Source organism: Arenibacter latericius DSM 15913, assembly GCF_000424985.1.
GTDB lineage: Bacteria > Bacteroidota > Bacteroidia > Flavobacteriales > Flavobacteriaceae > Arenibacter > Arenibacter latericius.
Genome location: NZ_AUKX01000003.1, coordinates 26,292 through 50,379 on the forward strand (window position 1 = coordinate 26,292; position 24,088 = coordinate 50,379).

Annotated in this window: 22 protein-coding genes; 11 read left to right on the plus strand and 11 right to left on the minus strand. The window is 33.8% G+C overall.

The features are described from left to right. Positions 1-125: 125 nt before the first annotated feature. From H344_RS19565 to H344_RS0101860, 4 genes are all read left to right on the plus strand, one after another. Positions 126-824: a TIGR04282 family arsenosugar biosynthesis glycosyltransferase gene (locus H344_RS19565; RefSeq protein ID WP_034256018.1), complete on the plus strand. Its 699-nt coding sequence runs from the start codon at positions 126-128 to the stop codon at positions 822-824. A gap of 268 nt (positions 825-1,092) precedes the next feature. Continuing rightward, positions 1,093-1,428, plus strand: coding sequence for an arsenosugar biosynthesis-associated peroxidase-like protein (locus H344_RS0101850; protein ID WP_026808725.1), 336 nt, complete (start codon positions 1,093-1,095; stop codon positions 1,426-1,428). Positions 1,429-1,506: 78 nt separating this feature from the next. Continuing rightward, a complete protein-coding gene (arsS, locus tag H344_RS0101855; protein ID WP_026808726.1) occupies positions 1,507-2,562 on the plus strand; it encodes an arsenosugar biosynthesis radical SAM (seleno)protein ArsS in 1,056 nt (351 codons plus the stop codon). A 206-nt stretch (positions 2,563-2,768) separates the two neighbouring features. Next, on the plus strand, positions 2,769-3,383 hold the full coding sequence (locus H344_RS0101860; RefSeq protein WP_026808727.1) for a TetR/AcrR family transcriptional regulator: 615 nt from the start codon (positions 2,769-2,771) through the stop codon (positions 3,381-3,383). A gap of 1 nt (position 3,384) precedes the next feature. Here H344_RS0101860 and H344_RS0101865 read toward each other — a convergent pair whose 3' ends face one another. The 3 genes from H344_RS0101865 to H344_RS0101875 are packed head-to-tail and all read right to left on the minus strand — an operon-like array spanning position 3,385 to position 6,079. Beyond that, a complete protein-coding gene (locus H344_RS0101865) occupies positions 3,385-4,446 on the minus strand; it encodes a glycosyltransferase family 9 protein (protein WP_240484930.1) in 1,062 nt (353 codons plus the stop codon). Positions 4,447-4,504: 58 nt separating this feature from the next. Beyond that, positions 4,505-5,107, minus strand: a complete 603-nt coding sequence (locus H344_RS0101870) for a DUF4254 domain-containing protein (RefSeq protein ID WP_026808729.1) — start codon at positions 5,105-5,107, stop codon at positions 4,505-4,507. Between the two features lie 39 nt (positions 5,108-5,146). Next, on the minus strand, positions 5,147-6,079 hold the full coding sequence (locus H344_RS0101875) for a DUF6427 family protein (RefSeq protein ID WP_026808730.1): 933 nt from the start codon (positions 6,077-6,079) through the stop codon (positions 5,147-5,149). Positions 6,080-6,117: 38 nt separating this feature from the next. Here H344_RS0101875 and H344_RS0101880 point away from each other — a divergent pair, with 38 nt between their 5' ends. Then, positions 6,118-6,339, plus strand: a complete 222-nt coding sequence (locus tag H344_RS0101880; protein ID WP_026808731.1) for a DUF6341 family protein — start codon at positions 6,118-6,120, stop codon at positions 6,337-6,339. Between the two features lie 54 nt (positions 6,340-6,393). Here the strand turns inward: H344_RS0101880 and H344_RS0101885 are convergent, their stop codons facing one another. From H344_RS0101885 to rnr, 3 genes are all read right to left on the minus strand, one after another. Next, positions 6,394-7,059: a LysE family translocator gene (locus H344_RS0101885; protein ID WP_026808732.1), complete on the minus strand. Its 666-nt coding sequence runs from the start codon at positions 7,057-7,059 to the stop codon at positions 6,394-6,396. An 88-nt stretch (positions 7,060-7,147) separates the two neighbouring features. Continuing rightward, the gene (locus H344_RS0101890) at positions 7,148-7,834 is read right to left on the minus strand and encodes a head GIN domain-containing protein (protein ID WP_026808733.1); all 687 of its coding nucleotides are present in this window, start codon (positions 7,832-7,834) and stop codon (positions 7,148-7,150) included. Positions 7,835-8,100: 266 nt separating this feature from the next. Continuing rightward, complete coding sequence (rnr, locus tag H344_RS0101895) at positions 8,101-10,290, minus strand: ribonuclease R (protein ID WP_026808734.1); 2,190 nt, start codon at positions 10,288-10,290, stop codon at positions 8,101-8,103. A gap of 640 nt (positions 10,291-10,930) precedes the next feature. Here rnr and rpiB point away from each other — a divergent pair. Continuing rightward, entirely contained in the window at positions 10,931-11,365 is a 435-nt protein-coding gene (gene rpiB / locus H344_RS0101900) for a ribose 5-phosphate isomerase B (RefSeq protein WP_026808735.1), read from the plus strand. Positions 11,366-11,436: 71 nt separating this feature from the next. Continuing rightward, positions 11,437-11,877, plus strand: coding sequence for a GNAT family N-acetyltransferase (locus tag H344_RS0101905; protein ID WP_026808736.1), 441 nt, complete (start codon positions 11,437-11,439; stop codon positions 11,875-11,877). An 81-nt stretch (positions 11,878-11,958) separates the two neighbouring features. Here the strand turns inward: H344_RS0101905 and H344_RS0101910 are convergent, their stop codons facing one another. Continuing rightward, on the minus strand, positions 11,959-12,357 hold the full coding sequence (locus H344_RS0101910) for a hypothetical protein (protein WP_051254021.1): 399 nt from the start codon (positions 12,355-12,357) through the stop codon (positions 11,959-11,961). Positions 12,358-12,731: 374 nt separating this feature from the next. On the opposite strand from H344_RS0101910, the gene H344_RS0101915 reads away from it, so the two are divergent. Further along, on the plus strand, positions 12,732-13,928 hold the full coding sequence (locus tag H344_RS0101915) for an SH3 domain-containing C40 family peptidase (protein ID WP_034256020.1): 1,197 nt from the start codon (positions 12,732-12,734) through the stop codon (positions 13,926-13,928). 133 nt (positions 13,929-14,061) lie between these two features. Here the strand turns inward: H344_RS0101915 and H344_RS0101920 are convergent, their stop codons facing one another. After that, positions 14,062-15,123, minus strand: a complete 1,062-nt coding sequence (locus H344_RS0101920; protein WP_026808739.1) for a Gfo/Idh/MocA family protein — start codon at positions 15,121-15,123, stop codon at positions 14,062-14,064. A gap of 597 nt (positions 15,124-15,720) precedes the next feature. On the opposite strand from H344_RS0101920, the gene H344_RS0101925 reads away from it, so the two are divergent. Then, positions 15,721-16,827: an acyltransferase family protein gene (locus tag H344_RS0101925; protein WP_026808740.1), complete on the plus strand. Its 1,107-nt coding sequence runs from the start codon at positions 15,721-15,723 to the stop codon at positions 16,825-16,827. Between the two features lie 23 nt (positions 16,828-16,850). On the opposite strand, the gene H344_RS0101930 is transcribed toward H344_RS0101925, so the two are convergent. Together H344_RS0101930 and rnpA are read right to left on the minus strand one after the other, a co-directional pair. Further along, positions 16,851-18,482 carry a S41 family peptidase gene (locus H344_RS0101930; RefSeq protein WP_026808741.1) on the minus strand — a complete coding sequence of 544 codons (1,632 nt, stop codon included), beginning with the start codon at positions 18,480-18,482 and terminating at the stop codon, positions 16,851-16,853. A 109-nt stretch (positions 18,483-18,591) separates the two neighbouring features. Beyond that, positions 18,592-18,981: a ribonuclease P protein component gene (rnpA, locus tag H344_RS0101935; protein WP_026808742.1), complete on the minus strand. Its 390-nt coding sequence runs from the start codon at positions 18,979-18,981 to the stop codon at positions 18,592-18,594. Between the two features lie 119 nt (positions 18,982-19,100). Here rnpA and H344_RS0101940 point away from each other — a divergent pair, with 119 nt between their 5' ends. Together H344_RS0101940 and H344_RS0101945 are read left to right on the plus strand one after the other, a co-directional pair. Continuing rightward, positions 19,101-20,951, plus strand: a complete 1,851-nt coding sequence (locus H344_RS0101940; RefSeq protein WP_026808743.1) for a CBS domain-containing protein — start codon at positions 19,101-19,103, stop codon at positions 20,949-20,951. Positions 20,952-20,956: 5 nt separating this feature from the next. After that, positions 20,957-22,141, plus strand: a complete 1,185-nt coding sequence (locus tag H344_RS0101945) for a succinylglutamate desuccinylase/aspartoacylase family protein (RefSeq protein WP_240484931.1) — start codon at positions 20,957-20,959, stop codon at positions 22,139-22,141. A 66-nt stretch (positions 22,142-22,207) separates the two neighbouring features. On the opposite strand, the gene H344_RS0101950 is transcribed toward H344_RS0101945, so the two are convergent. Beyond that, on the minus strand, positions 22,208-24,088 hold the full coding sequence (locus H344_RS0101950; protein WP_026808745.1) for a M1 family metallopeptidase: 1,881 nt from the start codon (positions 24,086-24,088) through the stop codon (positions 22,208-22,210).

The following is a 24,088-nucleotide window of genomic DNA, read 5'->3' on the forward strand; positions in this document are numbered from 1 at the left end:
TGACTTTTTTTTTGTGCTGACTTTACCAAAAGAATTCCTTGTAATGAACTCAATAAAAAAACGACCAATTCAGTATTGGTAAAAATTGTATGTTTACCAACTAACCACAATTAAGGACTTCATTAATGCAAAATAAAACCGCCATTTTGGTTTTTGCCAACTCTGCTAGGGAAGAAATTAAGCATAAATCTATTCCTAATGGCTATGCATTATTTAACGGATTAACAGCTCATACTTTAAAAACAGTAAAAAAAACAAATTTGCCGTTTTTCCATTGCACCGAGCAAGAACAATGGGGAAATAGTTTTGGAGAGCGCTTCCTAAATGCTATAAAATGGGTTTTTAATCAAGGATACCAAAACATCATCACCATTGGTAACGACACTCCTCAGTTAACCGCTTCTTTAATAATTAACACCCATTTACAACTTACACATAATAGAACAGTATTAGGTCCTTCTAGTGATGGTGGATTTTATCTAATGGGTTTTCATAAATCCTTAATAAAATCAATAGGAGAGAAACAATTTAAAAACCTTCCGTGGAAAAAGGCTAGTTTAAATAAAACATTAAATAACCTACTAAAACTTAAAACTAGGGAAACTGTTAGTCTACCAAATTTACATGATCTAGATACTTTAGCAGATATAAAAAAGTTAATAGAAAAGAAAACAACTCTTCCTAAAAAAATAATTAACCTCCTCAATACGCTTTTTAGAAAAGCTTTTAAAATAAGCGTATTACCTCTTCAACTAACCCAATTATATTTTTTAAAATATTACTTTAATAAGGGTTCACCAATTCAGAATATCTCTTGGATATAGTTCCAATAAAATTAATGCTGCGTTCATAGTTTAACTATTACTATTCCTTTAAGGATTAGGATAGAAAAACCTATCATCAGGCGCATAAAACATTGGGTTTATAATATAATACCTATTACAAAGTAACGTAAGTATAGGAACCTACCAATGGCACATACTAAGAGATCATACCAATTAAATAAATACAGTAAGAAGTACATTAAGGTGATAACCCTATATGGTTTTATCCTAATAACGATATATAACAAGAAATTAAACGACAATAACAATGGCAGATTCATATTACAATCCGGCAGATTTACGAAAGTTTGGAAAGATTACTGAATGGAGTGAGGAATTAGGAACTAAATTCTTTGATTACTATGGAAAGGTATTTGAAGAAGGTGCTCTAAGTGCTAGAGAAAAGTCCCTAATCGCCCTAGCAGTATCCCATGTTGTAAAATGTCCCTATTGTATAGACGCTTATACCAAAGACGGCTTGGAAAAGGGAATTACTAAAGAAGAAATGATGGAAGCCGTACATGTAGGGGCGGCCATAGAAAGTGGAGCAACCTTAGTTCACGGAGTTCAAATGATGAAAAAATACGACAAATTAAGCATGTAGTTTATCACTTATTACTGTATAATAAAGCATTATAGAGAGTTTAATAGATCGGGAAAGAAGCACATGAATAAAGTTAAAATGGCAACAAAATCATTAAAGGCAAGGCATGATGATCTTGCATTGGGAAATAAACAATTGGAAATTCTAAGTGGAGGTCCTTTTAAAGACGGGGAATTGCCCTATTTTAAGGATAAGTTAGCTAAGATTGGAAAATTTCCTTTACGTCCCAACAAATTAGAAATCCTCCAGATTAATGTAGGGTATATGTGCAACCAGGTCTGTGAACACTGCCATGTAGATGCAGGTCCAGATAGAAAGGAAATTATGACCAAAGAAACCATGTTTCTTTGTTTGGAAGTAATTAAAAATACAGGTGCCCATACATTGGACCTTACAGGAGGTGCGCCAGAGATGAATCCTAATTTTAGATGGTTTGTAGAAGAAGCATCAAAACTAGGGGTAAAGGACTTTATTGTACGTTCTAACTTAACCATTATCCGGGCAAACAAAAAGTATTATGATCTTCCTCAATTTTTTAAAGATCACAACGTACATGTAATTTCGTCTATGCCGCATTACACCAAGGGAAAAACCGATAAGCAAAGGGGAGATGGGGTATTTGATAAATCTATTCAGGCATTAAAGGATTTAAATGCGGTAGGCTATGGTATGGAAAACAGTCCGCTTAAATTAGATTTGGTCTATAACCCTTCCGGAGCATTCTTGCCCGGTAATCAGGAAGCTATGGAACGCGATTTTAAGAAGGCATTAAAAGAAGATTTTGATATCAGTTTTCATAACCTATTCGCCATTACCAACTTGCCTATTGCTCGTTACTTAGACTATCTAATAGCCTCAGGGAATTATGAAGATTATATGTATTCCCTTGTAGAAGCGTATAACCCTTCTGCAGTGGCAAATGTAATGTGTACCAATACCATTTCAGTAAGTTGGGATGGCTGGCTGTACGATTGTGATTTTAATCAGATGTTAGGATTAAAAGTTGCCAGTAGTGTAATACACATTAAAGATTATAATGAAGATATTCTTAATAATAGAGAAATCATTATTTCACAACATTGCTACGGTTGTACTGCCGGTGCAGGTAGTAGTTGCCAAGGGAGTGTTATTTAAGACCTGTACCAGCTAATTTTATAAGTTATCTACCACAGCGCCCTAATAGACTAAAAAATCTGTTAGGGCGCTTTATTTTAGGTTTACAATCTCATTTGATGCGTATAATCGAATTTATTTCAACTTTTAACATAATAATTTTACTATTTTGATAAAAGTGGAGTTAGGGTAACAGACTTATAAGTCTGTTTACCAATAACCAAACTATGAAGAACCAAATTAAACGCCTTACTACCATGAATAGAATCCAGACCACCGGAATGGAACTATTTTATCAAAATGGGTATTACAATACTAGTATAGACGATATATTAAAAGCTCTTTCCTTATCTAAAGGGGCTTTTTACTATCATTTCCAATCAAAGGAAGAGTTTTTTATAAGCATCTCACAAACGCTTTTATTTAGAAAAGTATACATAGATCTTATAGCGCCTATCGAGGGAAAAGAAGACCCATTAAATACTATTTTAGAGTGTTTGGACAATAATTTACAAATTGCGGAGAATAACTTTTTAGATTATGGTTTTATCCTAGGTAATTTTATTACAGAGTTTAATGGAAAAAATCCAGAGATTATGTCCTATCTCCAAGATATATTAACTGTATGGGAGGTTAATTTAGTAACCATTCTACAAAAGGGAAAAACAGATGGCTATATCAGTAGACATATAGACAGTGAGTCACTTGTTTCATTTATAATTTCGTCTTATATGGGAATCCGAACCATTATGGTTGAGAGTAAAAATAAGCGATTGAGGTATAATTATATACAACAATTACGTCAATATTTTAAAACAATGGATCTTAGAACTGTAGTTTAGCCTAGGAGACTTTTAATATTTCTTTTGCCTTATCTAATACCAACTCTGGTGGAATACTCCTCATAACATCCTCATAGCCCGAAGGAAATTTGTTTCCATATACCGAAGTAGGGATAAGGGGATATTTTTCTCTGTCGGAAACTAATATATGTTCTCCTTGTTTAAAGGGATAAAATCCGGCATAGGGATGCGTTACTCCCCATAGAGTAAGACTAGGTACTCCAAACATGGCCGCTAAATGAGCATTGCCACTATCCATAGCAATCATCAGCTCTAATTTGGAAATAACTGCCAATTCCTCATTAAATGGTATTTTACCTACCAAGTTAATACAGTTCTCATATTTGTTTTCCCAAGCTTCTAATTGGATACGTTCGTTTTCTCCGCCTCCAAAGAGTAAAATATGATATAAACCAGAACTATTTAAATCCGAAACCACTTTTTCCATAAGGTCTAAGGGATACATTTTACCATCAAAGGCAGCGAAAGGGGCAATCCCTATCCATTGTTTTGTATTCCCTTTAAGTACAAGTTTAGTTTCGGATAACATACTTCTTTTAGGTAGTAGATTTACTCTTTCTAAATTGAGTGGAAACCCAAGGGTTGAAAAAACATCTGCATAGCGCTGATGCGTAGTTATTAAAGGTTTAAATACTTTCTTAGAAAGGGAAGTTAAACTTCTTTTTTCTGCTCTGCCTTTATCTATTTGTACAAAGGGAGTAGCTCCCAGTGCAAAAAAAGCCCTTAGGACATTACTACGCATCACATTATGCAAATCGGCCACTACATCTATCTGCAGTGATTTTAATTCCTTATATAATCTCCAAAGGCCTAGAACACCCTTGTGCTTTCCTTTTACATCGGCTTCATAAACCGTTAGCCTAGGAAGGCCTTCAAAAATAGGTTTAAAAAATCCTTTAGTAAGAACGGTTATCCTAGTATTGGGATATTGTTCAAGTAGGGCAGAAATGACTGGAACAGTCATAGCAACATCTCCCATGGCAGACATCCTAATGACCAATATATGAACTTCCTGTGAATGTAAGTTTTTACCAGTATCCATTCCTTCGGTAGGATTTTTTATTTAAAATGTGATTATCTCTAAAGAACCTAGGGATGCCTTAGTTCTTTTTTCGAAGTACCGGATTTAACTCATCATCATTGTACATTTTCATCTGCTTATAGACTTTCATGTACTTTTTTCCAGATTCAATATCTGCTAACAACTGGTTAATAGCTGAAGATAAATCCTTTCTTTGCTCTAAAAGGATATCTAGTTTAGCCTGACATTTTTCTATATGTTCTGGAGAAGCATCGGTTCTATTTACCTCCTCCTGCATATGATAAATTTTAAGAGCTAAAATGGATAGTCGGTCTATAGCCCAAGCCGGACTTTCCGTATTTATAGTAGCATCATCTGCTTTAGTAATGGATTTATATTTATTAAGAAAATAACTATCTATATATTCCACTAAATCCGTTCTATCTTGATTACTAGCATCAATCTTACGCTTTAATTTAAGTGCTGCTACTGGATCAATATTAGGATCTCTAATAATATCTTCATAATGCCATTGAACAGTATCTATCCAATTTTTTCTATATAGTAGGTGGGCAATATCATCTTTTGGATAAGGATTAGAAAATTCTTGATCCACACTATCCTCTATGTGATATTTATCTATACTCTCATTAAATATTTTAAAAGCAAACTCACTAAACATAATCTTATCTTTTAATCACAAATATACCGTTATTTTAATTTAAAAGATACGAGACAAAAGAACAATAAATGGGAGAACAATAACAGAAATCAATACTAGCTCCTTAACTCTATCCTTTTTAATGGTTTCTAAATAGGTGGTCATAAAAACCACTGATGGAAAAAAGGTAAGTATAATTGGATGGTCTCCTGAGGAAGATTTAAAAAGAAAAATTAACAAACCAAAAAGAAATAAATACAACACCAACCGCATACTCATTAACCAATTCAATCCTATATTTCCGAATCTTATATAACTGATTATTCCACTTAATAAAACTACAAATACATACAGAAATAAATAGGCTACATTCTCAAAATCTTTAAAATAAGAGGGTTTAATAACCATATTAAAGGTATAATGATCAGATAAAAAGTAAGGATCTTTTAAAAGCACAAGAATAGCCGTCGTAATTATGTACATCGCAATTATGGCTACAAAAGGAACAAGCCAATTCCTAATGTTTTTAGACTGATAAAAATATATGGCTACAAAAACAAGAAGTAGATAAAGTAACGCCCAATCGTAAAACAAGCTAGCAATTAGAATCCATGCGGATGCGTCAAAGATTTTAAGTTTTACATTTTTAAAAGATCTTAAGCTCAATAACCTACGTACCGCTAATAATATAAAAAAGCTACAAAAAATAGCGTTCGAATCTAGTAATACCCTTGGAAAAAAAACAATTAATAGAGTATAAAGTAATATAGAAAGGGAATTAGAACCAGTAATTTTATTCCTATTGGTTATAAAATTTACTAGAAAAATACTCAACATTAAACACCCTAAAATAACCGATTGTCCAAACAGCTGATCTAATGCATAAGATTGTTGAAACATCACTAGATGCACAAACCAATAAAAAGCAAAAAGAAATACAAGAAGTATTATATAATTAATTGGCTTTGTTTTCCCAAAAATGCTTGAAATCATTCTAGTTTTTTATATTTTTGTAGGTAAATATAATTAAGATGAAAACATTTTTTCACGGTATCGAGGATTTATTTGTAAATGTGTTATTTGCACCACTTGATGCATTACGTGCTATGGATAGTTGGTGGGCAGCTAATACATTGAATTGGATTTTTATATTGATTGCTGCCGTTGCATTCGTTTACTGGATGTTGCAACTTAAAAGTTTTAACGATAGCGGGGAAGAAAATACCGATATAACGGCACATGATTACCTATAAAAAATTTCGATCCTCAAATGAAAATTAAAAAAGATTGCTTTCGCAATCTTTTTTTTATTCCCTAATGAGTTCTATTCCCTGCTCTATATTTAACTTATCCTTGGGCAGAAATCCTTTAACAATAAGCACTACTCCACAAACAATTAGAATAATACCAAGTCCTTTCTTAACCAAATAAATTCTTCTTTTAGTAAGTTTTTTCCGCAATTGTTTGGCTAATAATATTTTAAAAATATCCGTGATAAAATAAGCCCCTATCATGGCACCAAAGAATGTCCATATTCTTTTAGGATCATTATCCAAACTAGGGCCTACCACAATAATAATCCCAAGCCAAAACACTAAAACGCCAATATTGATAAAGTTCAATAAAAAGCCCTTCACAAAAAGACCAAAATAATCTCCTTTGGTAACCCTTATTTTCTCCATTGAATGTTTGGACTCCTTTTTTAAAACATTTGTAAGTCCGTACACCAATAGTATAACCCCTCCAAATACATACAGCCCCGGCTGATTGCTTAAATTTTCTAATAATTGAAAACTACTGAAATAGGCTACTGTGATAAAAATAACATCAGCAATTATTACTCCAAAATCAAAACAAAGTGCTGCTCTAAAACCTTTGATTGCACTGGTTTCTAGTAATACAAAAAACACAGGACCTATCATAAAGCTAAGTAAAAAGCCTAATGGTATTGCTGCCTGTACATCATCAATCATATAATAAATTTAATAACCTGGGAATAGGTACCCCAGTAATAGGGTTATGTGGTTATACTTACTTTTTATTCAATTAAAGAAAACAATCCTATTTCATTTTGGTGATTTTACCACCAAAGATTGTTTTTTCTTCCATTCTTGCCGGCTTGCCATAAACCAAAACTTCTCCACCTGCTTTTACACTAGCTTGAACGTAATCTGTAGCAAATATTTCGGCTCTTGAACCAGCGTTTACATTAACGGTGCTGAATTTAGTTTTAAATTCTTTCCCATTATAAATACCACCAGTGTTTATTTGAACATCTTGATTATGAGATCTACCTGATGCGGTAATCATTCCCCCCATAACGCTTTTTATTAATAGCTGTTCTACTTCAGCCTTAATAACCAACTCTCCTCCCTCTTGGGCTTTAAGCTCTAATATCTTTTGTTTTATAGCTTCTTTAGAGGTAATCCTAGCATCCTCGTTGGTATCTATTACTAACAAATCTTCTGAATAAAACAAATCTACAAAGGTTCTGTAGCCACTAAACAATTTATTAAGTTCCATCCGTATCTTAAGAACTCCTTCGTTATTAACAATAACTACATTTTTAGTGTTAGCACCGGTTATTACGGCCTTGTTTTGGTTAGATCTAATAAGGTTAACAGACAAGCCATCAAAGGCTTTAACCTCCTTAAAAGTACTAAGTTCCTGAACTAACTTTTCGTTTTGTCCCCAAGCGGGTAGTATAACGATTAGACAGAACAGTATTATGGATATTTTATGTTTCATTTGTTAAAAGCTATTGTTTTTATAGCAAGGAAAATAATACCCTCACTATAAAAACATTTGTCTTTACTCACAAAGTGAGATTAGAATGTTCCGACGCTTTAAGTCGGTTTGTTATTTATATTTTCCTCACCATGACCTTAAGCAAGCTTAAGGAATCTGACATCTAGTCTAGTATTGAATTTAGCAGCAACAATCCCTAATTTTACAATAGGGATATCCGCTCAACACAATAGTAGTTTAAACAAAATTCATTCCAAAACGCATCGCTATTTCTTTTTCCCTAATAATGAAAAATCCAAATGGCGTTTTACTAGGTCGGTACTTTTTACCATAACGATTACCTCGTCTCCTAATTGATACTTATTGTTGGTTTTTTGGCCTACAATAGCGTATTCCTTTTCATCAAATGTATAATAATCATCCTTAATATCCCTAATTCTGATCATTCCTTCACATTTGTTTTCTATAATTTCTACATAAAGGCCCCATTCAGTAACACCAGAAATAACTCCTATAAATTCACGATCCTTATGGTCTTCCATAAATTTAATCTGCATATATTTTATAGAATCCCTTTCGGCATTGGCAGCCAATCCTTCCATATTAGAAGAGTGTTTACATTTTTCCTCGTAAACCGCTTCCTTAGCAGAAGTCCCCCCATCTAAATAGTGCTGTAATAATCTGTGCACCATAATATCCGGATATCTTCTAATTGGTGAGGTAAAATGGGTATAATAATCAAATGCTAGCCCGTAATGCCCAATATTTTCTACCGTATAAATAGCCTTATTCATACTTCGAATGGCTAAGGTATCTACCAAGTTTTGCTCTTTTTTACCTTTAACGTCCTCTAAAAGTTGATTTAGGGAACTGCTAATGGTACTTTTATTCTTAAAGTTAAGTCTATGTCCAAAACGTGAAATTATTCCGTTTAAGGCCATTAATTTATCTTCATCTGGCTCTGGGTGAACTCGGTAAACAAATGTTTTTTCTGGTTTTTGTTTTCCTATAAATTGGGCTACCCTCCTATTGGCCAATAACATAAATTCTTCAATTAATTTATTGGCATCCTTAGATTCCTTAAAGTAGACTCCTTCAGGTTCATTATTTTCATTTAAGTTAAAACGAACTTCTACCTTATCAAAAGATATAGCACCTTTCTCCATTCGTTCAGAGCGCATAATTTTGGCTAGTCTATCCATGGTCAGCGTAGCCTGTACAACTTCATCATCTACCGTATAGGCTTCATCCCTAATTGATATCTCTTTACTTATATTCCCTTCTTGGGTTTCTATGATATGTTGGGCTTCTTCATAAGAAAATCTTTCGTTAGATTCAATAACCGTTCTACCAAACCATTCTTTCTTAATTTTAGCTTTATCATCCAATTCAAAAACGGCAGAAAAAGTATATTTTTCTTCGTTAGGTCTTAGAGAACAGGCATTATTAGATAAAACTTCTGGTAACATTGGAACCACTCTGTCTACCAAATAAACAGACGTTGCCCTGTTATATGCTTCATCATCTAATACGGTGTCTGGAGCTAAATAGTGGGAAACATCAGCAATATGAATTCCTATTTCATAATTTCCATTTTCTAGAACAGTAAAGGAAAGCGCGTCATCAAAATCCTTAGCATCCTTTGGATCAATAGTAAAAGTAAGGTCGTTACGCATGTCCCTTCTTTTTGCTATTTCCTCATTTTTTATAGACGTATCTAACTTATTAGCAAACATTTCTACTTCTACCGGAAATTCGTGAGGAAGTCCGTACTCCGCCAAAATGGAATGAATTTCAGTATCGTGTTCCCCTGGTTTACCTAATACTTGAATAATTTTTCCTACAGGAGAATCGGCATCATCTGGCCATTCTACAATTTCCACAATAACCTTATCCCCATCTGTAGCCGTAGACAACTTATCTTTAGGAACGTAGAAATCAGTATACATTCTATAATCTGTTGGACGAACAAAGGCAAAATCTTTTTGATTGTCTACAATTCCAACAAATGAAGTTTTAAAACGAGAGCGTACTTTTGTTATCTCCCCTTCTAATTTTTTTCCTTTTCTCTTTGGAAAAATATAAACTTCTACTTCATCCTTATGAAAGGCTTTCTTTAATTTATTAAAAGGCACAAAAACATCGTCGTCTATACCTTCCACTACTATATACGCATTACCTCTTCCAGTAATATCTACCTTCCCTATATGGTAGGTTTTAGTACTAGCAATAGCCTTATACTTCCCTTTTTCTTCTTCCTGGATCCTTCTTTTTTCCTTTAATTGTACTAAACGCTTTATAAGATCGTTTCTATCTTTAGCGTCTGTTATACCAATCTTAGCAGCTATTTGCTTATAATTAAAGGATTTCTGAGGTTCCTTTTCTAGAACCGTAAATATTCCTTTAGTTATTTCGTTTTTTCTATGATTATTAGTCTTCTTCTTACTTTTTGACATTAATACTTTAATTTTTGGAAAATTACAAATTTATATCCATCTGTATTCAATTCCATTTTATAAGTTGAAAATTGTTGTTATCAACAGTTATAATATATATATGTTTCTTTTTTTAAAAATTTAAAATAAAATGATTGTTATGATAGTGTGTTAATAGGGGAGATAAATTTTTCACTTTATACTTGCTCTGAATAGATTTAGAAGTTTATCTACAACTTATGGACTATTGATTATTGTATAAATCAATTAGTTGATGTAGTTATTAACAACTATTGATAACCTATGTGAACATGAAATTAGTGATAAGTAAAAGTAAAATTACTGTTAATTACTCCGATTTTATGTTTAATATCTTTTGATGATATTTGAAAAGTAAATTAGCAATCTTCTATAAATTGTTGTAATGTAAAATTAGATTGGATTTTGAAAATTTAAAAGTTACTTTTTGTCGGTAGTTTATCAACAATCAAGGCAATTTATTAAACCTCTAAATAACAACGCTTTTACGTTTTTTCTAAAATTATGTTGTTAACAACCTTGAAAACGTTGTGAAACCATAGGTATTTGTACATTTGTATACTTCCATATAGGTAGTAATAAACGATTTAATTATTATTTAATCTAAAATTAACTTTGAATGATGAAAATAGCCGTTGGTAATGATCATGCGGGTACGGAATATAAGTTTGCGATTGTTGAACTTTTAAAATCTATGAATCTAGAAGTCATAAATTATGGTACCGATGATTCCGAAAGTGTAGATTATGCAGATTTTATCCATCCAGTGGCCAGTGATGTGGATAACGGAAAAGCAAATCTAGGTATTATTATTTGTGGGAGTGGTAATGGTGCTTGTATGACGGCTAATAAACACCAACAAATCAGAGCTGCTTTATGTTGGAACTCAGAAATTGTAAAATTAGCTAGGGAACACAATAATGCGAATATTTTAAGTTTACCAGCGAGATATATATCCTTGCCTCAAGCTTTAGATATGGTGAAAACATTTTTAAACACCCCTTTTGAAGGTGGACGACATATAAAACGTATAGAAAAAATTCCTACTTGTTCTTAAATAATTCAATTCTTGGTCATAGAAGAGACCTTCTTCCCTTTAGGGGCAATTGGCTATTTATACCATCAGTAATGACAATAGAAGTAAGAAATTTTAATGAATTAGGAACGCAGGAATTGTATGATATTCTTCAATTACGTTCAGAGGTTTTTGTCGTAGAGCAGAATTGTGTCTACCAAGATTTGGATGGTAAAGATACCTTAGCAGTACATATATTAGGGATAAAGAATGGGAAATTAGTAGCTTACACTCGTATTTTTACTCCAGAAGTATTATACAAGGAAGCCAGTATTGGTAGAGTAATAGTAAGAAAAAAGGAACGTAAGTTTGGTTATGGAAAAGAGATAATGGAAGCTTCTATAAAGGTAATTCTTGATAGCTATGGTAATGTTCCCATTCGTATTTCTGCTCAAACCTATTTACTTAAGTTTTATAATTCTCTTGGGTTTGTACAACAGGGCAAGGAATATTTGGAAGATGGTATTCCTCATATCCTCATGATTAAAAAATGATAAGCGTTAATAAACTCGACCATAAACTAAAAAAACACCGATAATTCGGTGTTTTTTTAGTTTATATAGTTTGTGATAAATTTAAATTTTGATAGGAACTTTATCCGAAAGATTAATATCTTCTAACATATTATCGGTAAACTTATAATGTCCTTTAGTGGTAATTATTTTGAACTTATTAGATCTCATTCGGCTTAAAGTATCTAAGAACAACCATTTTGATTTAAGCATCAACGGTCTTTCGGATTTTAAACTGATTTCAAAATAATATTTTCTACCATTTTTTAAGGCAACTATATTTGGAGTAATTTTAGTATCACTACCTTTTTTAAGGTATGATTTTGGTCGATCGTAGCCTTCAATATCTGCTTTGATATTTTCAAAACCATGTGCTTCTAAATGGGAAACCGATTTTTTTATAAAGGCTTCATTTTCAGGGTTGTCGGTTTTAGGGATTTCAGAATTTTCAATTTGTGTCATGATGGAAAATTAATGTATTATTTTATATATAACAAAATTTATCTATCTGCATAGTTGTATTTAATAGATTTTTAACAAAAAACCACTTAGAATGTCAAAATATGATTCTTTTTTCAATTTTACAACCTCAAATCATACCTAAATAATTGAAACATTGTAAGTTAGTAAAATATTCTTATTTTTTTAAATATCCACAGACTTATTTAGGGCGCATTGGTAACTACAATTTTAGATAGATCCATTCCTTTTACTGGATAAAATTTTCTATTTTTCCAAGTTAAATTCAAAACATAGATAAATTGGGATTTGTTCTGATGCAGAATTAGTTATCAGGACCTAGCATTAATACAGATCCCTACTTAAAACAAAATTTTATGCGACGGTATTGGAAAGGATTTATAGCAGTATGTTGTTTAGCATTGGTAACTTCTTGTCTTAGTGAAGAAAATAAGGGTAATGAGGTTTTAAATAAACTTGTAGAGGAAACAAAACAGGAATTTGCCCCAGATAAACGAGTAGCCTTGTTAGATTTAGATTTGGTTTCTGAGGGTTCTAAAACGGTAATTAAGGGAGAAAGTAACCTTCCTGATGCTGTTAATGCATTAAAGGAAAAATTAAACCAAAATAATATTTCCTACACCGATAGTATCACCTTATTACCTTCTACTGAATTAGAGGGGAAGACTTATGGGCTTATAAAAATTTCTGTGGCTAATTTACGAGGAAAACCTTCTCATTCTTCAGAATTGGTTACCCAAGCCACTTTAGGAACTCCTGTAGAAATCCTTAAGGCTGATGGGACTTGGTATTTAATACAAACTCCAGATCGTTATCTGTCTTGGGTAGACGCTGGGGGAATATCTAGTTTTTCTAAAGAAGATTTTTTAAAGTGGAAAGCGACCAATAAAGTGATTTTCACAAAAACTATGGGTCAGGCTTTTTCTACTCCAGATCAAAATTCACAAGTGGTTTCTGATATGGTAGCCGGTGGAATATTGGAAGTATTAGGGGAAGAAAGTAATTTTTATAAGGTTAGATTTCCAGATGGAAGAATGGCTTTTATACATAAAGATGAAGCACAGGATTACGATGCTTGGTTAGCCGCATTAGATCCTTCCCAAGAGTCTTTAGTGAACACCTCTATGACCTTAATGGGCGTACCTTATCTTTGGGGTGGAACCTCAACTAAAGGGGTAGATTGTAGTGGTTTTACAAAAACCATCTATTTCTTAAATGGAATGGTGTTACCTAGAGATGCATCTCAGCAGATACATACGGGGGTTACGGTAGATAAGGATAAGGATTTTGATCAACTACAACCAGGTGATTTACTATTTTTTGGAAAGCCGGCAACGGAGACTTCAAAAGAAAGAGTTGTTCATGTGGGGATGTGGATTGGGAATAATGAATTTATACATTCAGCAGGCAGGGTTCATATTAGTAGTGTGGATAAAGAGGCCGACAATTTTGATGAATATAACCTTAACCGATATTTACGCTCTAATAGGTATCTTAAAGAACCTATGGACGGATTGATAGAATTAGCAAAAACACCAGTCTTTAAAGATTAGTCCATTAGAGTAAAATTAAGGCCTCATTACATTCTTTTTATCAGAAATGTAATGAGGCCTTTTTTATTCGCAAAAATCACAGGATTTATTTAGAATCCCTTAGATTGTAAAAGGAGTGCAGAAGTACGCTGTCCTACAAAAGAACGGTTTTTCCTGTACGCACCGATTCGTCCGCTGCCAATACAATTTTTAAACTGTTTACGGCATCGTTTAAATGATCTGTAAGGTCTAAATCTTCTTTAATAGCTTTTAATAAATACTCTTGTTCCAAAAGACATAAGCCATCATGATCGGGCTCGTCTTCGGTGGGTATCCTTTCATCTTTCTTTGAAAATTTACCTGCAGCATCTAATTCGCTATAATGTAATTTTAGACTATTAGTTTTGCTATGCCCATCTATATCTTGGGACTCCCCTTTATCTTCATCTATAATAGAAACAGCTCCTTTTGGGCCAATAACATCTTTTACAAAGAATGCGGTTTCACTCATCATAGGACCCCATCCTGCCTCGTACCAGCCTATAGAGCCATCCTGAAACCGTACTTGTAGTTGACCATAATTATACATTTCAGAATCTATTTCCTCGCTTAAACGAGCTCCTATGGCGCTTACGCTAATAGGCTTAGATTGGGTCATAAGACACATAATATCTACATAATGGACACCACAGTCTACTATGGGCGACATGGAGTTCATTAACTGCTTATGCGTATACCAATGGTCTCCGGAACTTTGTTGATTAAGGTTCATTCTCATAACCAAAGGTTTTCCTAAACCACGTGCAACATCTACAAACTTGGTCCAGGAAGGGTGTACTCTAAGAATATATCCAACTACCATTTTTCTTTTTTTCTCAATTGCTAAATCTACCAGTTCCTGAGCTTCTTCTACGGTTAATGCCAACGGTTTTTCTACAAAGACATGGGCACCTGCTTCTAAACTCATTTTTGCATATTGCGCATGGGTATCAGGATAAGTGTTTATAGATACCACATCTGGTTTGGTTTGCTCCAGAGCAGATTTAAATTCCGCAAATGTAGGATATCCGCCCAATTCCTTGGATAGCTTTTCCCTGCTTTCGGGACTTCTACTTACAAGGCCCACTATTTCAAAATCCGGCAGTTTATGGTAAGCCCTAGCATGGGAAATTCCCATATTACCACAGCCTACTACCAATGTTTTTAATTTTTTCATTCTTCAGTTTTAGTTGTTCCTTATTAATATCAATTGTTACATCAACCCAATTGATCATTGTTATATTTCCACATTTCCAAATCAGCAAATCTTCAAATTAACATTGCTACATTTTCACATTACCAAATCAGCTAATCTTCAAATTAACCATTGTTACATTAACACATTTCCAAATCAACAAATCTTCAAATTAACATTGTTACATCTCCACATTACCCAATTGCTACATTAATCCAATTGCCAATTGCTACATTAACATATTTCCAAATCAGCCAATCTTCAAATCGATCATTGTTACATTTCCAAATCAGCCAATCTTCAAATTAACATTGTTACATTTCCACATTACCCAATTCTTACATTAACAAATTGACTCATCTTCCTGCAAATTAAGAAAAGTAAGTCTATTTAAGAAAGTTTCATCAAACTAGTGCTTTATCTTTGGATAGGGTCTATTTGGTACTGCACTTATAATTACTAAATTGTATATTTTTTTCCATGTCTATAGACAGCTACGGAGATTGTTTTATTAACCAAACCTAGATTTTATACTATTTCTCATAAGATAGTATAGCAAACCAACTTTATCACCTTAAAATGAGCAAAACCGTACCTTCTGTTACCCAACGTTTATTTTCTTTAGACGTATTTCGTGGACTTATTATGTTTTTATTGATTGCTGAAGCAGCTGGCTTTCATGGGAGTTTTGTAGAATTGGTATCAGGTAATAAATTTTTAGACCCTCTTGCTCAACAGCTGCATCACCATCCATGGAATGGACTTCGTTTCTGGGATTTAATTCAACCTTACTTTATGTTTATAGTTGGGGTTGCCATGCCTTTTTCCTTAAGAAAACGACTGGCAACACAATCAAAAAAAGAGGTAAATACGCATATTATTAAGCGATGTTTACTGTTGTTTACATTTGGGGTTCTATTGCATTGTGTATATAGTCGCGCCTTAGTTTGGGAACTGTGGAATGTATTGGTACAATTAGCATTTACTATTGCCATTGCTTATTCCATTATGTCCTTGCCCCACCGGACTCAGATTTTTATTTGCTTTGGAATTTTACTACTTACCGAAATAGTATACAGAGCTTATAATCCACAAGACCCCTATGTAATGGGTAGCAATTTTGGATCGTGGGTAGATATGTTATTGATGGGTAAATTAAGTGGTGGTGGCTGGGTAACTATTAATTTTCTTCCTACTGCGGTACATACTATTATGGGGGTACTTTGTGGGCAATTATTGCTTTCTGGAAAACCGATTAAAGAGAAATTAAATCCACTATTATTATGGGGAGGTATTCTATTGGTTTTAGGTTATGGTTTAGATATAACGGGAGTTACCCCAATTATTAAACGTATAGCTACTAATTCCTTTACCTTGGCTTCGGGCGGATGGGCATTACTTACCCTGGCCCTATTCTATTGGTGGATAGATATTAAGGGGCATAACCATAAATGGCTACGCATATTTTCCGTAGTAGGGACCAATTCTATATTTATCTATTTGTTTGCAGAAACAGTAGGTTCCCAATGGTTTAGGGATTTTGGACTTATTTTTACTAAAGGTATTTTAGCTCCAATGGGTGTAGATACCGTTTTAATATTAGTTATTAATTCCCTCTTCGTCTTATTTATGTTTTGGTATATCACCTATTTTCTGGATAAGAAAAAGGTGTATTTTAAAATATAGATCAGCCTATAATTATATAAAGTTTAGTACCCTAATATTTCCTTGTATTTTGAATCATCCTTTAATAATGCCGTTGCAGTTAGGATTGCTTCATCATTGAGTAAGTGATATTCATAAAGTCCGTTTCTATAGAAGTATCTTTTAAGGATTTCGTCTTCTAAATTCTTTTGTATCTCCTTTTTATACTTTTCTAATGCAGCGGTCTTATCCTTGTTCATAGCCATTAAAAGAGATTTATAATTATCGGTTACCTGCGAGCTATACAAACTGCTTTCTTCGCTCGCCATCACTTCCTTTAGTGCCTTCTCTGCCTTGGTTTCAAACTCAAAATTACTATTGCCAACATAGGTTTTAAAATTTGCATATTCACTTTCATCAAAATTAAAATTGGAGACTTTCTCAAAATTATTTTTGTAAAAATAATCCGTTGCAAAATCAAAAATCAGATGATTGTTAATCAGGGATTGGGTAAGGGCATTTGTTTTGGAGGTGGCAATTTCTATATCTGGTAAAACCCCTCCACCATCCTGAACCTTTCTTCCGTTTTTGGTGGTAAAATCCTGAAATTTTGTGTTTTTTAGTGCATTACCATCTTCATCTCTGTTCCAATAATCCAAAGCTTGGATACATCTTCCCGAGGCCGTATAATATCTAGAAATGGTAACTTTTAATTGGGTACCATAGGTTAGTTTTAAAGGACGTTGTACTAAGCCTTTTCCAAAACTCCTAGCACCAACGATTACTGCTCGGTCTAAATCTTGTAAACTTCCCGATACTATTTCACTAGCAGAGGCACTTCTCCCATTTACTAAAACTACTAAGGGTATTTCTGTATCAACGGGCTGATTAGTGGTTTTGTATTCCCTATTAAATTTTTTCACCTTGGATTTGGTGGTTACCACAAGTTCTCCTTTAGGAATAAATAGGTTGGTTATATTAATAGCTTCGGTTAACAACCCTCCAGGATTATCCCGTAAATCCAAAACTATATTGTTAGCTCCCTTGTTCTTAAGGTCTAATAGTGCTTCCTTGGTTTGTTTTGTTGCTTTTTGATTGAATTTAGACAAGACAATATACCCAGTATTCTCATTAATCATCTTATAAAAAGGTACGGCATCTACCTCAATAGCTTCCCTATTAATGGTGGTAGTCTTGGTCTGCCCTTGTCTTAGATAGGTAACCTCTACAGTGGTGTTGTTAGCTCCCTTTAGCAGCTCATCTGCGTTATCCTGAATTTGGGAAACAGTAATATCCCCAATCTTAATAATTTCATCTCCCGCCTTTAGGCCCGCTTTATCTGCTGGGTAATTTTCATAAGGTTCTACAATAAGTATTTTATCCTTAAAACTACGGACCACGGCTCCTATTCCAGAATATTTACCTTGATTATTTATTTTAAAGGTTTCTACATCTTGTTCGTTAAGGAATTTGGTATAAGGATCTAATTCTTCTAGCATGTTCTTAATGGCGGTATCCATTAACTCTGCTGGATTGGTTTCATCCACATAATTCATATTCAATTCTTTGAATAGTGTGGTGAAAATTTCGATCTGTTTAGCAATTTCAAAGAAATCGCCTTTAAAACTACTTCCTGCAATTAAAAAAGCAATGGCAATTACGGGAATAAGCACTCGCTTTAATAATGTCCTTTTCATAGGTAGCTATTTAATGTTTTTAATTGGAATACTTCCTAAATGGTATTTAGGATTGTATATCTTTATACACTCTTTAAAACCCTAATCGGTAATGTATAGTATTTCTACTTTATTCTTTTATATCTCTATTACTATTTTCCGTTGCAAACTTTTTCATCAACCGGATCATAGTGGTTGATATTTTTGGTTGAGTAGGCATCTCTTTTCCAAGATATAAAAACATAAACGCAAATTGGTTTTCGTTGTTGTTAAATATGAGGTGTTTATTTAGTCTATATCCTTCTCGCATCAATCTTTTTATACGATTTCTTTTTACTGCACTCTTAAAATTTCTTTTAGAAGCGGTTACCCCTACCTTACATTTTGTATCATCTTCAAATTTAATTTGTAGGTAGACTAATCTTATAGGATATTGGGTAATGGATCTACCCTCGGCAAATAACTTATCAATTAGTTTTTTGCTCTTTAGCTTTTCTTTTGTTGGGAATTTATATGACATACTGCCGTAAAAGTAGAAATAAAATCGACAGATAATGGATATGACAATCATCATAGTTAAAAAATCCCTTAGCATTTATCTTAGTTAATATTTTTTAAACTAATTATAGATAAGGTGTTATGGGACAATTGCAGGTAGAAAAATTGAGAAATAATCCTAATAAAACAAAGTATGTTAAACAGTTGTTAGCAGACATAACAGCCTTGCAACATATATTGGATAAGAAGATGTTTGAGCAGAGTCCGATTAGGATTGGTGCCGAACAGGAGTTTTGTTTGGTTGATGAATTATGGCAACCTTCCAATAAAGCAATGGAAATTCTTGCAAGTATAAATGACCCTCATTTTACTAGTGAATTGGCTCTTTATAATCTAGAGATTAATTTGGATCCAATCCCATTATCGGGAAATTGTTTTTCAAATATGCACTCGCAGCTAGATGATTTATTGGCAATAGCAAAAGATGCTTCAGAGAAATATGCTACTAAGATTATTCTATGCGGAATATTACCGACCATTACAAAGAGGCATCTAGATATTGAATATATGACTCCACTTTCTCGTTACAAGATTTTGAATGAGATTGTTAAGGAAACAAGAAATATTGATTTGGAGTTTCACATTAAAGGGGTAGATGAGTTAAATATTCGCCACGATTCTGTTTTGTATGAAGGCTGTAATACCAGTTTTCAAACCCACCTACAAATAGACCCATACGATTTTGAAGATGCTTATAATTGGTCCCAGGCCATAGCAGGGCCTATTCTATCTATTTGTACTAACTCCCCCATGCTTTTTGGAAGGGAATTGTGGGAAGAAACAAGAATAGCTCTATTTACCCAAAGTATGGATACAAGAGCTAGTAATTTCTTATTGAATGAAAGTGAATCTAGGGTAAATTTTGGAAATAAATGGGCAAATGGTACCGTGGTAGATTACTTTAAAGATTCTATATCCGGTTTTAGAAGTCTTCTCTTTACCAATGTAGCAACAGATAGTGTAAAGGAATTAAAACAGGTAAAAACACCTAAGCTAAAGGCATTGTCTCTTCATAATGGTACAGTGTATACATGGAACCGAATCTGTTATGGCATTACCAATGGAAAACCTCATATTAGAATTGAAAACAGGTATCTTCCATCAGGTCCTACTACGGAGGATGAAATTGCTAATATGATGCTTTGGGTAGGTATAATGATGGGAAGACCTAAAGAATATAATGCCATTCATACCAAGATGGATTTTAAGGATGCAAAGAGTAATTTTTTTAATGCAGCTAGGTACGGGATGGCTACACAATTTTATTGGGATGGAAAACTTATTCCCAGCCAGAAATTGCTATTAGACTACTTATTACCAATGGCCTTTAAAGGATTGTATAGTATGGGGGTATTAGCAAAAGATGTTGAGCATTATTTAAAGATTATTGAAAAAAGGATTGCCTCTTCCAATGGTTCAAGATGGACTATTCTAAGTTATAGAAAACTAAGAAAAGATTTTAAAATTCCAGATGCCCTAACCCTTTTAACAGCGAAAATGCATGAGGGTCAACAAAAAGGGTATTCTATAGATGCATGGCAATTACCACGAGGAGATGCGTCCTTAATAGATAAAGATAATAGGAAGGTTTACCATAGTATGAGTGTACGAACCATTACCGCACAGGATAGTGATAGTGTAGAGTTAGTTTTTAAGATGATGCAGTGGAAAAACATTCATCATGTACCGATATTAAATGACGAATTGGATTTAGTGGGCTTACTAACTTGGACCGATCTTAAAGCGTATTTAAAGAATCCCGACAAATTTGAGGGACAGCTATTAGACTATATGAAAACCGAACTTATTACCATAACCGAATTCGATAGTATAGACCTTGCAAGAGAATTAATGAGGGTAGAAGGAATAAATTGTTTACCTGTGGTTCATGGAAAAAAATTGGTTGGTATTATTACATCTAAAGACTTATGACCTTAATGGAGGATAGCCGGATTATAGGACATTTAAAAGGAAGTAAAAATGGTCCCACTATGGTTTTCTTTGGAGGCATTCACGGTAATGAGCCTTCTGGAGAAAATGCAATAGAGGAGGTTATCCATATCATTAAGGAAAAAGAAATTTCCGTAAATGGTAACATTTATGGAATACGAGGTAATGTTTTGGCACTTTTAGCGGGGAAAAGATTTCTAGATTATGATCTTAATCGATTATGGACCGTTGATAAGATTGAAAAAATTAAAGGGAAGAAAGAAGAACAACTATATAACGAAGACAAGGAGTTGTTGTCATTATACCAACTGTTAAATACTATCCTTGAAACCCAATCAGGACCTTTTTATTTTATTGATTTTCATACTACTTCTAGTAAAACATTGCCTTTTATTACTATAAACGATGCTATGATTAATAGGAAATTTGCTAGGCTTTTTCCTGTCCCTATAATTTTAGGAATAGAAGAGTATCTAGAGGGGCCCCTACTTAGTTATATGAATCAACTAGGCTTTCTTTCTATTGGTTTTGAATCTGGTCAGCATACAGAAAAAGAAGCTGTAGAGAATAGTATTGCTTTTATGTGGATAGCCCTTGTTTATGGAGAAGTTCTTAAAAGAGTTGAGGTTACTAGTTTTAAAGATTATTATTTTCGTCTTAAAAATTCTGGTAAGAATTATAATCGCTTTTTTGATATTATTTACAGGCATCCCATTGGTTCTAGAGATCAATTTGCTATGGCACCCGGATTTAAGAGTTTTGACATTGTAAAAAAAGGCAAAGCTTTGGCTGATCATAATAATGAACCAATTTTGGCACAAAAAAAATCTAGGATTTTTATGCCATTATACCAAAATCAGGGAGAGGATGGTTTTTTTCTGATTCGTAAAATTCCCCTGCCGGTATTATGGTTATCCGCTTTATTACGAAAAATAAAAATGCCTGCCTTACTCCCAATTTTACCCGGACTTTCATGGGCAGATAGAAAAAAGGGAACCATATTAGTAAATAAGAGAACTGCAAGATTTTTAGCAAAGCCTATTTTTCATCTGTTGGGATATCGGAATAGAATTATCAATAAAAATCTAATTTTAATGACCAGTAGAGAAGTCACCGCGAATAATAAGATGTACCAAAGAACATGGTGGTATCAAAATAAAAAATCCGTTTAAAAAGGCCTTTTAAGACCACTTTAAACGGATTCATCCCAATGTAAGTGATGGGTACTAGTTATAATTCTATTCAGCTTCTTGTGTAGCCTGCCAGAAATTATTTTCAAAATTGATGTCTGCCATTAACTGGGACGGATCTATAACAATCGCTTTAATGCTATCTAAAGGCTTGTTAAGCTCAAAACTATAGTTTGGGTATGCCCAAGGCCAGTTTGGCAATACAGTCCTTTTAAGGCTAGGATATGGATTCTCCTTCTCGCCATACATCATCCTAAGTGGTGCGTACAACGTTTCTTGGGTACCATCATTATAGATTACAAAAAGGTCTATAGGCATAGGCATAGATCCTATACGCTCTAAACTGATTTTCGTTTTATCTCCTACTGCTACTACTTCCGTAATACCATAATCTATGGTGTTTGTGGTCTGCGTCCAATCGGTTAGGTACCAGTTTAATTGCATGTTGGATACCTTTTCTGCTGTCCTAATGAAATCGTTTGGAGTAGGATGAGTAAATTTAAAATCCTCATAGTATTTACGCAGGGTTTCCATAAGCTTATCCTGTCCAATTATATATCCCAATTGAGATAAGAAAATTGCACCTTTACTATAGGCAGCTACACTATAGGAAAAATTAAGATCGTACCTATCGGCATGTGTAGTCTGTGGTAGCTCTTTACCAGCATCTATTAATCTATAATAGCTATTATAAGATCCTTCAAATGGATTTTCCTTTTTCTGATCCATTATTAAGTTCATACACAAGCTAGAAATAAATGAAGTAAATCCTTCATCCATCCACTCGTGTTTGGTCTCGTTAGTGGCCAATACGTGCTGAAACCAAGAGTGTGCCAACTCGTGAACCATTACCCCTACTAGGCTTCCAAAAGATCTTTCTCCCGTAATAAGAGTTCCCATGGCATATTCCATACCACCATCTCCACCTTGGATAACAGAGTATTGATCATAAGGATATTCCCCTAGGTTATTATTAAAAAACTCCATCGCATCCACTGTTTTGGGCTGAAGGTTTTTCCAGTTTTCTTTAATCTCCTTGTTATCTTTATATAGGAAATGTAAGGTAGGACCGTTTTCCATTTCCACGATATCGTGAATATATTCTGGATCAGCTGCCCACATAAAATCATGTACTTTCGGGGCTACAAAATGCCAGGTTAGGGTTTTTCCTTTTACTCTTTTCACCTTAGATCCAGGAGTTTCATAACCATGTCCTACTTCTTGTGCATTTTGTAGGTAACCGGTACCTCCAACAGTATACTTTTTGTCTATGGTAATCTTTACGTCATAATCTCCCCAAACCCCATGAAACTCACGTCCTATATAGGGAGTAGCATGCCAACCTTCAAAATCGTATTCTGCCATTTTAGGGTACCATTGGCTCATAGAGAGTGCAACACCTTCACTACTATTTCTACCGCTTCTTCTAATTTGTAATGGTACTTGTCCAGTGAATGTCATATCAAAAGTAGCCTTTCCTCCTGCTGGGATAGGCTCATTTAGATCTACTACCAAAATAGTTCCCTCTTCTTTATAGTTAACTGCTTGTCCGTCTTGACTAAGTTGGGATACGCGTAAGTATCCAATCTCGTCTTGACTAAGGGTAGCGATTCTACTCTTTCCTTCGTGCATCATCCTACGGTCTGGATCTGGAATACTTTGTAATCGTACATCCATTTCACTCCCTGGTTGAAAGGCGTTAAAATAGAGATGGTAGTATACTCGCCTTAATTCATCCGGAGAGTTATTGGTATAAACCAATTTTTGAGTTCCAGTAAATTGATAATTTTTTACATCCATGGATACGTCCATGGTATAATCTACATGTTGTTGCCAATAGGAGGTATTTCCTTGCGCTTCTAATGAGGAGGTTAGTCCACAGAGCGCAACGATTAAACCTACTAAAAGTCCTTTACTATACTTCATCAT

Excerpts from the sequence above, each read along its gene's own strand:
- H344_RS0101850 (WP_026808725.1), top strand. The coding sequence starts at position 1,093 with ATGGCAGATTCATATTACAATCCGGCAGATTTACGAAAGTTTGGAAAG.
- H344_RS0101875 (WP_026808730.1), bottom strand. The coding sequence starts at position 6,079 with ATGATTTCAAGCATTTTTGGGAAAACAAAGCCAATTAATTATATAATA.
- H344_RS0101905 (WP_026808736.1), top strand. The coding sequence starts at position 11,437 with ATGACAATAGAAGTAAGAAATTTTAATGAATTAGGAACGCAGGAATTG.
- H344_RS0101925 (WP_026808740.1), top strand. The coding sequence starts at position 15,721 with ATGAGCAAAACCGTACCTTCTGTTACCCAACGTTTATTTTCTTTAGAC.
- H344_RS0101940 (WP_026808743.1), top strand. The coding sequence starts at position 19,101 with ATGGGACAATTGCAGGTAGAAAAATTGAGAAATAATCCTAATAAAACA.
- arsS (WP_026808726.1), top strand. The coding sequence starts at position 1,507 with ATGGCAACAAAATCATTAAAGGCAAGGCATGATGATCTTGCATTGGGA.
- H344_RS0101865 (WP_240484930.1), bottom strand. The coding sequence starts at position 4,446 with ATGGATACTGGTAAAAACTTACATTCACAGGAAGTTCATATATTGGTC.
- H344_RS0101930 (WP_026808741.1), bottom strand. The coding sequence starts at position 18,482 with ATGAAAAGGACATTATTAAAGCGAGTGCTTATTCCCGTAATTGCCATT.
- rpiB (WP_026808735.1), top strand. The coding sequence starts at position 10,931 with ATGAAAATAGCCGTTGGTAATGATCATGCGGGTACGGAATATAAGTTT.
- H344_RS0101945 (WP_240484931.1), top strand. The coding sequence starts at position 20,957 with ATGGAGGATAGCCGGATTATAGGACATTTAAAAGGAAGTAAAAATGGT.
- H344_RS0101860 (WP_026808727.1), top strand. The coding sequence starts at position 2,769 with ATGAAGAACCAAATTAAACGCCTTACTACCATGAATAGAATCCAGACC.
- rnpA (WP_026808742.1), bottom strand. The coding sequence starts at position 18,981 with ATGTCATATAAATTCCCAACAAAAGAAAAGCTAAAGAGCAAAAAACTA.
- H344_RS0101885 (WP_026808732.1), bottom strand. The coding sequence starts at position 7,059 with ATGATTGATGATGTACAGGCAGCAATACCATTAGGCTTTTTACTTAGC.
- H344_RS0101910 (WP_051254021.1), bottom strand. The coding sequence starts at position 12,357 with ATGACACAAATTGAAAATTCTGAAATCCCTAAAACCGACAACCCTGAA.
- H344_RS0101950 (WP_026808745.1), bottom strand. The coding sequence starts at position 24,088 with ATGATGAAGTATAGTAAAGGACTTTTAGTAGGTTTAATCGTTGCGCTC.
- H344_RS0101870 (WP_026808729.1), bottom strand. The coding sequence starts at position 5,107 with ATGTTTAGTGAGTTTGCTTTTAAAATATTTAATGAGAGTATAGATAAA.
- rnr (WP_026808734.1), bottom strand. The coding sequence starts at position 10,290 with ATGTCAAAAAGTAAGAAGAAGACTAATAATCATAGAAAAAACGAAATA.
- H344_RS0101880 (WP_026808731.1), top strand. The coding sequence starts at position 6,118 with ATGAAAACATTTTTTCACGGTATCGAGGATTTATTTGTAAATGTGTTA.
- H344_RS0101890 (WP_026808733.1), bottom strand. The coding sequence starts at position 7,834 with ATGAAACATAAAATATCCATAATACTGTTCTGTCTAATCGTTATACTA.
- H344_RS19565 (WP_034256018.1), top strand. The coding sequence starts at position 126 with ATGCAAAATAAAACCGCCATTTTGGTTTTTGCCAACTCTGCTAGGGAA.
- H344_RS0101920 (WP_026808739.1), bottom strand. The coding sequence starts at position 15,123 with ATGAAAAAATTAAAAACATTGGTAGTAGGCTGTGGTAATATGGGAATT.
- H344_RS0101915 (WP_034256020.1), top strand. The coding sequence starts at position 12,732 with ATGCGACGGTATTGGAAAGGATTTATAGCAGTATGTTGTTTAGCATTG.